The following is a 585-nucleotide window of genomic DNA, read 5'->3' on the forward strand; positions in this document are numbered from 1 at the left end:
CTCTCCGATTCTCGATGAAGAACAAGAAGAAACCGGTCAGCATCGAGTAACCCCACGACCAAAAGCAGATTATTAGCACTATTGTCGACAACAGAGATAGTAGAGCGCTACCTGTAGCGGTCGCTCCCCATAACAACAGCATCCACAAAACCAGCGATAGGATGGCAGTGATCCACATCCAGTGTCCAAACCAATCATACTCTTCCATAATCCCAAATCAGTCAGAAGATAATATATCTTCCGCATTTTTCTTTCATAGCACATGGCCCTGTTTTAGCAACGGATGTGGATAAGGGGCGTGTAGGGGTCGTGCGCAAATATAAATAGTTATATGGGTGCAGTCTGATTCTCAATCCAATGAAGAAGAAATTAATCATCCTGCTGATAGTGCTTGTAATCGTGGCCTGTAGTTCTTCGGGTTGTGTGGGTGCTATTAAGAGTCTTCCTAAGGCAGCAATGGCGAGGTTAGCGGTAGGAGGTGCAGCCGCATATATTTCAGATGCTGAAGAGACATATTCTGATTCAGATACGTTACCCTGGAACTGGATGCAGGCATACGAATTATACGGAGAAAAGGGGACTAAA

2 protein-coding genes are annotated in these 585 nt (G+C 45.0%); one reads left to right on the top strand and one right to left on the bottom strand.

The window, feature by feature from the left end; all coding sequences use genetic code 11:
- Positions 1–208 (bottom strand): hypothetical protein (locus EI28_RS15185; RefSeq protein WP_048115444.1); only part of this gene is annotated, 208 nt, incomplete at its 3' end.
- 149 nt (positions 209–357) lie between these two features.
- On the opposite strand from EI28_RS15185, the gene EI28_RS14240 reads away from it, so the two are divergent.
- Positions 358–585, top strand: a 228-nt coding sequence (locus EI28_RS14240; RefSeq protein ID WP_155937462.1) for a hypothetical protein, incomplete at its 3' end; no start/stop codon positions are given.

Source organism: Methanoculleus sp. MH98A (assembly GCF_000691865.1).
Classification (GTDB): domain Archaea; phylum Halobacteriota; class Methanomicrobia; order Methanomicrobiales; family Methanoculleaceae; genus Methanoculleus.